This window comes from Vibrio sp. 947 (assembly GCF_033339115.1).
GTDB lineage: Bacteria > Pseudomonadota > Gammaproteobacteria > Enterobacterales > Vibrionaceae > Vibrio > Vibrio alginolyticus.
The window spans coordinates 249383-259516 of sequence record NZ_JAWOTX010000008.1 but is presented as its reverse complement, the minus strand read 5'-3'; the positions used below and the strand labels follow the sequence as shown (position 1 = coordinate 259516).

Sequence of the window (10134 nt, the reverse complement as noted above, 5' to 3'; positions counted from 1 at the left end):
TGGTGATTTCTCCAATTGATTTTCCGGTGTAGCGGTTTCCGACGTCTCGGAAAACCAAGTAGTTCTCTCAAAGTTACCTCTATTAACGACACCAAATTCAGAAGCTTTAGAAAAAAGTTTAAAAAAATAACATTGCGAGATTTAGCTAATAAAATTGAAGAAAAGTAAGAAAAAGTGCTCAAGTTTCCACAAATCGAGCCGAGAGGGATAAATTGTATAGAAAACCAGCAAAAGGAAACAATTGAAGATAAGTTCGCAGACGATAGACGTGAAAATTAGAAAAGAAAAAGCCCCTTTTCCTTTGAGAGAACTGGGGCTAGGTTGGTCGCCAGAGCCTATGTGGAGATCAAGAGAAATGAACACATTTCCGGCATACCGAGTGCAACTTTACATTGAAAATGATTGGCAGGTGAGAGATGAGAGAGCCGCTCATTCTATTGTAAAGTTGCTTGCCAAAAGCCTGCATTCCCATCCACGTCTGAATGTATTGAGTACAGGCTAAGTAAACTACTGCAATAGTGACATTGCAGAGTTTGGCAACTGTTTCGCTTGAGCAAGAATCGATGTACCTGCCTGTTGCAAAATTTGTGCTTTGGTCATTTGCGTGGTTTCTTTCGCAAAATCTGTATCTTTAATTCGGCTGTTCGAGGCGTCAACGTTTTCTTGGATATTCGCCAAGTTGTTGATGCTGTGACTCAGACGGTTTTGCTTCGCACCTAAGTCTGCACGTTGCGAGTCTACGTATTTCAGTGCCGAATCCAGCACAGAAATCGCGTTTTGAGAACCTTGTACCGTGGTCATATCAATATCTTGTACTGACGTTCTGATAGGTTCATCACTCAGGCCAAGCTCAGATGCTAATCCACCAGAAATAGAAATCTCACCCTGAACGTTTGGATGCGCGACAAAAACTTGCAACTTGCCATCTTCACTTACAGACGCATTAATCATATCAGACTGACCATTAATGTAAGTGGCAAGCTCTTCGATGTCGTCGCCCGCTTTGGCATTAATGTTGATTTCTAGATCATCAACATTGCCGTCTTCGTCTTCACCCATACCTGGTAGCGTGATCTTCAAGTCAGATTTAGCTGGGTCAACGCTCCAGTTTTTATCTTTACCGTTCTCAGATAAGAAGGTCACACCGCCCATGCGAGTATCGTCCGCACGAATGCTGGTGAGTCCCATGATCATGGCTTCACCTGAGCTCGCACCAATCTGGAATGCTGCTTCACCGAATGAGCCGTTCAATAGACGACGACCACCAAATGAAGTGGTTTCTGCAATACGGTTTAGCTCGTCAATCAATGCCATTGACTCTTCGTTGATCGCCTGACGCTCAGCTGGAGAGTTAGTACCGTTCGATGATTGAATCGCAAGGTCACGCATTCGTTGCATGACAGAGGTTGCCTCATTCATCGCACCTTCAGCGGTTTGTGCAATCGAGATACCATCGTTCGCGTTACGCATTGCGACATCTAGGCCACGAGACTGTGCAGTTAAGCGGTTAGAGATCTGTAGACCTGCCGCATCATCTTTTGCACTGTTAATCTTATGTCCTGAAGATAAGCGCTCCATCGACGTGTTTAATTCATCAGTCGCTTTGTTTAGGTAACGCTGCGCGGTCATCGCGGAGACGTTAGTACTAACTGTTACAGCCATTTTGCTCTCCTGTTGAGTTCGCAAGCTTTTGCGAAGCGGCCAGCTTTACTCTCATTTGGATAAGCACTGACCGTAAAAGTTACTTGCTAAATCTGCCTTAAACGCAGGGTTTAGAATCTCTAAATCTGTTCTGATATTTTCAATACAATTTGTGTGCCAACTTGCGTAAATTATTTAACTACTTTTAAAAGAATCAAATAAACAATAAGTTAGCTTTATCATTAAGCTATTTCCGGTTTGTCAGACTCATCTTAGCCCAAGGGTATTGAACGCTGCCCTGTTGCCGCCCGACTTGCCTCCCGCATCATTGCCGCTTTGGGTAAAATCGTGCCGCATGACATCTCAGACTCTCAGGTTACGTCGACTTATCGCGCTTAAGGCTTTGCACATAAGGCATCAAAATCAGACAATGTGTATGAGTGTCATACTAGATGTAGTTAAACAACGTTAGATCTTTGGTCTTACCGAATGCTTGTTGCGATGCCTGTAACGCTCGCGAGTTTTCACTGAACTCGATCACGGCTTTAGAGTAATCCAAGTCCTCAAAGTTGCTCTTCGCTTTTGCCAGAGACAAATTAAAGTCTTCATGATTTTGCTCTTGGATATCCAGCGTACTCAATCGAGCACCGGCATCTGTACGCGCTTTATTCAAATGGATAAAAGCAGCGTGGAATTCTTCTGTCATTTGGTGCAATTTGGCGGTCGCCGACGTATCCGAAACCGATTTGTCTGACCATGCCATTGCATCCTTGAAGGTATCGAAAATGCTGAACTCTGCCCGCTTTTCGATCTCAATGCTGTCACCAGGCGTAATTTGGCCTTTTACGTGCACTTTCAGGCCTTTGTATTCAATCCCTTTCTCTGGAGAAAACTCATCGGCATCCACTACTTTGCCGTTACGCTCTAATTGGTAACCAAATTTGCCGTTATTCATATCGACAAATGTCACGCGATACGCCGCATCATCCTTCGCGTCAACGTTAGTGGCTTTGTTTAGCAACAGCTCAGAGCCGTTTTGTAGATCGTAATTCGGCTGATAGTCGCCAAATGGGTTTGGTATCTCCATAAACAGCTTGCTGCCAGGATCGTTCATTGGCATCTCAAGCATGCTGGAGACTTTCATTTTGCGCTGATAATCGTCCCCAGCGTATTGAACACTACCGTCTTTATCGCGATAGAATGGTTGGCTTTTTGGCTTAGTACCCGCAAACACGTAGTTACCAGATTCATCTTGCGAGTTCACTAAGTTAAGGAAATTGTTCGCAATCTCTTCTAACTCACGCTTCTTTGCTTGTCGGTCTTCAGCAGAAAAGGCACCGTTAATCATCTCCATCGTTAAGCGCTTCGACTCGTCGGCAAAATTCTCCGCATTGGCGATATTAACTTCGTGGTTTTCTAGACGATTACGCACCAACACTATCGAGCTAAGATATTGTTGTAGCTGCTCTTGTTGCTGACTAATGTTTTGGATGTAATGCGCAGCGAGGGGGTCGTCACTAGGTTTCAGTAACTTTTTCCCTGAAGCAAGTTGCTCTTGGTTGTGGTGAACCTTATTCTCTTGACGACGCAGATCATTTTGTACGGACTGATAGTTATGGAAACTAGAAATTCGGGTTAGCACTTATCTCTTCTCCTTACCTCAGTTGTAAAATGGTATTGAAGGTATCATTCGCCGCTTGCATCACACGTGATGAAGCCATGTACGCTTGTTGAAACTTCATCATGTTGGCCGCTTCTTCATCGAGGTTAACACCAGAAATAGAAGCAACGCGCTCTTGCGCCGCTTCATGCTCTAAACGAGCGACGGAGGCTAAACGGTTTGCTGTAGAAGACTTCAGTCCAACTTCGGTATTGAGGTTATGATAAACATCGATCAAGGTACTGGATTTTCCATCCATCATCTTGTCTGTTTGGATCTTCTGCATTTTTCTCAAGTTGCCGTTACCACCTTCAGAAGGCACCAAGTTTGCGGTGAATTTATCATTCATCAGTGCGCCTTCGCTCAACTCAAACACGGTTGCATCGCCGTTTTTATACAGCGGATGGCTTTTCGGCACTGATATTTCAATCTTCGGGTTATCTTTATCTAACGGGTATGAGTATTTGTCCGATAGTAAATTACCCTTGTTATCCGTGATCTTTAACCACGGCTTATCATGCTTCTCGTCGGCTGGTTGTACGGTAACCTCAAACTCTTTAACATCCCCCGCCTCACGAATTTTAAACTTGGCGTTACCTTGGGCAAAAGTGGTTGAGGCTTCATAACTTTGTGCGGCAATAGCTTTTGCGTCATTGGTTTCCATCTTTATGATGGCTGCACCACTTCTCGTTGGGCGGAGCAATACGCGCTCACCGGCGGCAAGGCCTTCACCAATTTGCACTTTCATACCATCCAGAACAAATGACGAATCCGAACGGTCGATGTTCAACGACATTTGCTCACCTTTCGGTGTTGTCACGCTGTATTGATCGCCATCATAACGCAGCGAATATTCACCACCTTTGATCGCGGAAATGTCCTCGATGTAAACCGCAACATCAGCTTGGGAGTCAGGCGCAGCAAAAACTCGAGATTTTGCCACCAGCTCAGAGTTCACGTCGGTAAATACGTCTTTACCTATCTTACCGTTGAGATCCAGACCTTGAGATTGCAGCTGATTAATTTTGTAGGAAAAGCCCGTCGCTAAACGGCCCATTTCATCTTGCAGTTGTGGGATGTGTTTGTCGCGCATTTCAAGTAAAGCGCCGATTTTGCCATCCATATCATCAGACTTGATCGCTTTAATGCCATTCCCTTCCACCATTGCTAATCGTCTTTGATGAACATCCGGATAGCCATCGATCATTTTGAGCTGGCTTGCTTCCGTGCCAGAAACAAGAGTGTGTCCATTGCCGATATGAACATTAAACCCTTCCGCATTTTTGCGTGGGGTTACGGTAACTTTGGTGTACTCTGACAGCTCAGTAACCAGCTTTTCATGCTGATCCATCAGGTCATTATGTGGACCGGGAGTACGCATCATCAGTCGATGAATATCGCGAATTTCCAACGCAAGTTGATTAACGCGCTCAATGCCCATATCCAATTTTTTATTGGTGACATCAGATTGCAGTCGCACGGTTTCGTGGAAATCATTTAATGTATCAGAGAAGATTTTCGCCTTTTCCAATACCACTTTTCGTGCCCCTAAATCGTTCGGGGTATCTGCCATGGTTTTTACCGCATCGAACCACTCATTCAGGTTCTCGGGAATTTTCTTCGATGCCACAGAGCTCAACATGCTAGAAAGCATATCAAGATTATCTTGGGTATCCGTTTTGTTGGCATTGTTGGTCGACGACAGGTTCAGTTCATTCACGGCAAACTGATCCCACGAGCGGCGAACATTTTCCACATGCACACCCATGCCGTAGGTAGAACCACCGAACATGCGCGGATCATTCGTGCCTTGGATAACAGACTGACGGCTATAACCCTCTGTATTAACATTAGAAATGTTATGACCAGTGGTGTTTAATTGTCTCTGAGCAGTAAGCACACTTTGAGTACCTACATTCAGAAGATCTGACGCCATACATGCCCCCAAAAACGAAATATAAATCGGCAAAACCGATCACCTAGACACATTAAAAGCAAAAGATGTGCCAAGTGATAGAAAGGCGTAGATGTTCAGATAAAGTGAAGGCTTGCACTATGGCAAGCCTTCGAGAACGTCATAAATTGTCGCAGAGACATTACATACTTTCGATTTTATCCTTCACCTGCAGGACTTTATCTGCGTAATTCGGATCGGTCGCGTAACCCGCACTGTGGATACCGCGAATAAACGACTCTGAATTCCCGCGTTGCTGCAATGCTGTATCGTAACGTGGGTTGTCATTCAAAAATCGTACAAAGTCATTAAAGCTGTCTTCGTAACTTGAGTAGGAGCGAAACGCTGCCGTCTCTTTCACTGGCGTGTTATCGTGGAACTCTAAAGTTTGAGTCGTCACTTTGTCACCCTGCCAGCTTCGATCTGCTTTGATATTAAATAAGTTGTTGCTGCTGCCACGCGCGTTCTTCACGACCTTTTGTCCCCACCCCGTTTCCAAAGCGGCTTGCGCAAGTAGCAAAGATGGCTCGACACCTAGGGCTTTCGCAGCTTTCTCCGCGTATGGCTTCATCGAGTTAACAAAGGATTCTGGTGAATCGAATCGAGTGGGTTCATTGCTTGGTCGAGATAGTTGACCAGATTCAATCAAGCGCTGTTCAATCTCGCGCGCTTTTTTCGGGTCAACACGACGATATTCCGCAGCATTGTTTGCCGCATCACGCATAGCCGTTTCTTTTTTGTCGTTCCCTTGCCCAGCCGTTAATTGCTTAACAATCATATCGGCCAGTCCCATTGAACCAGACGAACTCAATTCACTCGCCATCTGTTCATCCAACATTTGTCGGTAGAACTTCTCGTTTTGGCTGTTCATCATGTTGGACTCAAAGCCCTCATTGGCTTCACGCATGGATTTCAACATCATGGAGGTGAAGATCGATTCGAACTGACGAGCAGCCGCATGCAATGCTTCTTGCTCGCCATCTTTTCCCTCTTTCACTGCTTTTTGACGCAGAGTGTCCAGAGAACTGATGTCATGGATAAAACCAATGTCGTTAGGATTGTTCATTATACCTACCTCCTAACCATTAAATGATGATCAACTGGCCTTCAATGGCACCAGCTTGCTTCAATGCTTGTAAAATTGCCATCAAGTCCGAAGGCGCAGCCCCGACTTGGTTCACGGCACGGACCAAATCATCCAACGTTAAGCCTGGTTCGAACTTAAACATTTTTCCTTGCTCTTCGCTGACTTCGATATCCGAGTCTGGTACGACTACGGTTTGCCCACCAGAAAAGCCGTTAGGTTGGCTAACATTCAGGTTTTCTTTGATCGCAACCGTCATGCCGCCATGCGTTACTGCTGCTGGTTTAAGACGTACATGCTTACCAACTACAATAGTGCCCGTTCGTGAGTTAACGATGATTTTGGCTGCACCATCTGCCGGGTCGAATTCTAGGTTTTCGATTGCCGATAAGAACGCAACACGCTGACTGACGTCACGAGGAGCACGCACGCGCACTGATGTCGCGTCAACAGCGCTCGCCATTTGTGGGCCAAGGAAGTTGTTTACAGCATCCGCCATACGTTGAGCCGTTGTGAAGTCTGACTCAAGCAAGTTGAACGTGATGTAATCACCACGACCAAATGGGTTTGGAATTTCTCGCTCTACTGTCGCACCACTAGAGATAAGACCAACGGTTGGATTGTTACCTACGATTTTAGAACCGTCAGCGCCTTCAGCACTGAAGCCGCTCACCACTAAGTTACCTTGAGCAACCGCGTAAACTTGACCGTCGAGACCTTTGAGGAACGTTTGTAGTAGCGTACCACCACGCAAACTTTTAGCACTTCCGATGGAAGAGACAGTCACGTCCACTTGCTGACCCGGTTTAGAGAAAGGCGGCAACTCTGCCGTAACCATGACTGCGGCAACGTTTTTAATTTTTGGCTTTGTGCCCGGCGGCATCTGAATGCCGAAGTTTTGCAGCATGGCGGCGAAACTTTGCTCTGTAAACGGGTTCGCTTCACCCGTACCAGGTAAGCCTGAAACCAAACCATAACCCACGAGTTGGTTGCTTCGTACACCTGCCACTTGCGCGACGTCTTTGATACGTGCGGCTTGGGCTACGGTAGAAAACAGAGCAACGCTCATCAGTACTAAAAGGAGTTTTTTCATGCTTACTTATCTCTTGCAGTCAAATTGCCGTCAGAACGGCGTGTTATAGAGCTACATTAAAGAATCGTGCCAAGAAGCCTGGCTCTTGCATATCTTGTTGCAAACCAGTCCCTGAGTATTGAATTCTTGCGTTAGAAACACGATTTGATGCAATGGTGTTGTCGAAATTAATATCATCCGGACGAATAGTGCCACTTAAACGTATGTACTCATCACCTGTATTTAGCGTCATCCACTTCTCACCGCGGATCACGAGGTTCCCGTTTGCCAGTACTTCAATCACCTCAACAGTGATGTAACCACTGATGCTGTTGCTCTGCTTTGCAGAAGAGTCACCTGCAAATGAGTTGGAATTGTTTAAGTCATAAGAGAAATTATATTTTCCGCCAATTTGCAGCTCTTCTCCGCCCACTTGAAGCGGGTCCATTTGCGCTTCATTGGTTTTCGATAAATCGGCATTTGCGCTTTTCGTCGCACTGGTTGTCTCATCCAGTGTTACGGTAATAATGTCGCCAATACCACGTGGTTTAGAATCGTCGTAGAGATCGGTAATGTGCTCGGCGCTAAACAACGAACCTGTTGCAGCAGCATAATGCTCAGGTTTGTTTTTCGGATGAATTGGAGCCCAAGCAGGGTCGCCAGCAACCGGATCGCTTCTACCACGTAAAGTATCTACAATACCGCTGCTCTCTTCTTTCGATTTATCGCCTTCTACTGCGTCGACCACAGTGGTTGCTTGTGTCACTTCATCCGTTTCAATCGGTTCCAACATGGCACAGCCCGACATCGTAGCAATCAAAGCGAGTAGGCAAATACGTTTCATCGTGAGCTCCTCAAATCTTGCTCTTAATCGTTACAATTGCTGGTTAACGAAGCTCATCATTTTATCGACTGACGAGATCACTTTTGAGTTCATTTCGTAAACGCGCTGGGCTTCGATCATGTTGACCAACTCTTCCGTTACATTCACGTTGGACGCTTCCAGCATGGATTGACGAATTTCACCCAAACCGTCCAAACCAGGAACACCCTCTTGTGGATCGCCACTGGCACCCGTTGGTAAGTAAAGGTTCTGACCAATTGGCTCTAGGCCGCCCGGGTTAACAAAATCTGTAATGGTTAGCTGACCAACGACTTGGTTGTCTTGCTGACCTCGGACGCGAACCGACACTTCACCATCCGTACCGACAGTAATAGAAATCGCATCTTCTGGAATCACAATTTCAGGCTCTACAGGGTAGCCAGAACCCGACGTGACTAACGTGCCTTCACCATTTAGCGTGAACTGACCGTTACGGGTATAACCGATGTTGCCGTCCGGCAATGTCACTTGGAAAAAACCGTCGCCTTCCACCATCATGTCCAGTGCGTTGGTCGTTGTCTGTGCATTGCCGTGCGTGTGCACTTTTTGCGTCGCAACCACTTTAGAACCCGCACCTAACATCAAACCACTTGGCAGTTCCGTGTTCTGAGATGACTGGCCGCCAGGTTGGTTGATGTTCTGATAGAACAAATCTTCGAATACTGCACGGCTCTTTTTGTAGCCGACAGTAGAAGCGTTCGCCAAGTTGTTCGAAATCGTGGCAATGTTGGTTTGTTGGGCGTCTAGACCTGTTTTACTTACCCATAGTGCTGGATGCATAGTGAACCTCTAACTCTGTTAACTCATACGAAGCAGTGAATCTGAAGATTTATCCATTTCTTCAGCTGTGCTCATCATCTTGACTTGCATTTCAAACTGACGTTGTAAGTCAATCAATGCGGTCATTTCACCTACGGCATTCACGTTACTGCCTTCTATCGCTCCCGTCTGGAGACTAACAGTCGCGTCTGCTTCGTAAGGTTGGTTTGGAGTTTTATGGCGAAATAAGCCATTGGTGTCTTTAAACAAGCTTTGATCATTAGGCTTAACGAGCTTAATGCGATCAACCGCTTGGAATTCTTCTGCCGGGGCACCTTGAGGAAGTACAGAGATGGTGCCATCCCGACCGATTTCAATTTTGGAGAGAGGGATAGGCAAAGTAATCGGCGCGTCGTTTTCACCCAGCACCAAATGACCACTTGCGTTGGTAAGCATGCCATTTTGATCGACTTTTAGGTTGCCGTTACGGGTCAACCCTTCTTTCCCTGTATGATCGAGTACCGATATCCAACCGCTGCCTTCAATCGTCACATCCAGATCACGCCCTGTTGTAATCACGCTACCTTGAGCAAAGTTATGCCCTGGACGCTCTGTCATGCTGAATACACGTGAAGGATGGCCTTCACCATAAGCCTGCATTGAGCGAGCCTGTGCTAAATCAGCCCGAAATCCGGTCGTGCTTACGTTAGCCAAGTTATTAGCGCGCAATTGTAGTGCCTGCATATTTTGCTTGGCGCCACTCATTGCGAGAAACAGTGCGCGATCCATAAATTACTCCAAAAAATCTCTCTGTACACGGAGTAAAAGCAATAGTTATGCCAAAACAAAAATAGGCTTATCAATCAATACTTTGAATTAACAATCAACAATTAAAAGAGGTCAATAGGGGCAGAAAACTGTAACGAGAGGCAAGGTTTTGATCCATACGGCGGCAACAGCGGCAAATCGTAGATCAAAGCATGCTTAGCCTGAGTGAGGTGTATTAAGGCTAAGCATCAGATGAATGTCATGATGAAAATGAACAAAGCGGTAATTACTAAGAAGCAATCACACGCCATTG

The 10134-nt window shown here is 45.9% G+C and carries 8 protein-coding genes; all 8 read right to left on the bottom strand.

The genetic code is table 11. The features are described 5' to 3' along the window. Positions 1–507: 507 nt before the first annotated feature. The 8 genes from R7Q39_RS13085 to flgF all read right to left on the bottom strand — a co-directional run bounded on the left by R7Q39_RS13085 (position 508) and on the right by flgF (position 9842). A complete protein-coding gene (locus tag R7Q39_RS13085; RefSeq protein WP_005382038.1) occupies positions 508–1662 on the bottom strand; it encodes a flagellin in 1155 nt (384 codons plus the stop codon). A gap of 427 nt (positions 1663–2089) precedes the next feature. Beyond that, a complete protein-coding gene (flgL, locus tag R7Q39_RS13080; protein WP_005382037.1) occupies positions 2090–3283 on the bottom strand; it encodes a flagellar hook-associated protein FlgL in 1194 nt (397 codons plus the stop codon). A 13-nt stretch (positions 3284–3296) separates the two neighbouring features. Next, positions 3297–5237 carry a flagellar hook-associated protein FlgK gene (gene flgK / locus R7Q39_RS13075; protein WP_115385803.1) on the bottom strand — a complete coding sequence of 647 codons (1941 nt, stop codon included), beginning with the start codon at positions 5235–5237 and terminating at the stop codon, positions 3297–3299. A 160-nt stretch (positions 5238–5397) separates the two neighbouring features. Then, complete coding sequence (gene flgJ / locus R7Q39_RS13070) at positions 5398–6324, bottom strand: flagellar assembly peptidoglycan hydrolase FlgJ (protein ID WP_053807678.1); 927 nt, start codon at positions 6322–6324, stop codon at positions 5398–5400. Positions 6325–6340: 16 nt separating this feature from the next. After that, complete coding sequence (locus tag R7Q39_RS13065; RefSeq protein ID WP_005393118.1) at positions 6341–7432, bottom strand: flagellar basal body P-ring protein FlgI; 1092 nt, start codon at positions 7430–7432, stop codon at positions 6341–6343. 43 nt (positions 7433–7475) lie between these two features. Further along, entirely contained in the window at positions 7476–8255 is a 780-nt protein-coding gene (flgH, locus tag R7Q39_RS13060) for a flagellar basal body L-ring protein FlgH (RefSeq protein ID WP_005382033.1), read from the bottom strand. Positions 8256–8285: 30 nt separating this feature from the next. After that, entirely contained in the window at positions 8286–9074 is a 789-nt protein-coding gene (flgG, locus tag R7Q39_RS13055) for a flagellar basal-body rod protein FlgG (RefSeq protein ID WP_005382032.1), read from the bottom strand. An 18-nt stretch (positions 9075–9092) separates the two neighbouring features. Then, positions 9093–9842, bottom strand: coding sequence for a flagellar basal-body rod protein FlgF (flgF, locus tag R7Q39_RS13050; protein ID WP_005382031.1), 750 nt, complete (start codon positions 9840–9842; stop codon positions 9093–9095). Positions 9843–10134 lie beyond the last annotated feature (292 nt).

What these genes read in the sequence shown, in the direction of transcription:
- flgK (WP_115385803.1), bottom strand. Translation starts at nt 5,237, where the DNA reads ATGGCGTCAGATCTTCTGAATGTAGGTACTCAAAGTGTGCTTACTGCT.
- R7Q39_RS13065 (WP_005393118.1), bottom strand. Translation starts at nt 7,432, where the DNA reads ATGAAAAAACTCCTTTTAGTACTGATGAGCGTTGCTCTGTTTTCTACC.
- R7Q39_RS13085 (WP_005382038.1), bottom strand. Translation starts at nt 1,662, where the DNA reads ATGGCTGTAACAGTTAGTACTAACGTCTCCGCGATGACCGCGCAGCGT.
- flgG (WP_005382032.1), bottom strand. Translation starts at nt 9,074, where the DNA reads ATGCATCCAGCACTATGGGTAAGTAAAACAGGTCTAGACGCCCAACAA.
- flgF (WP_005382031.1), bottom strand. Translation starts at nt 9,842, where the DNA reads ATGGATCGCGCACTGTTTCTCGCAATGAGTGGCGCCAAGCAAAATATG.
- flgH (WP_005382033.1), bottom strand. Translation starts at nt 8,255, where the DNA reads ATGAAACGTATTTGCCTACTCGCTTTGATTGCTACGATGTCGGGCTGT.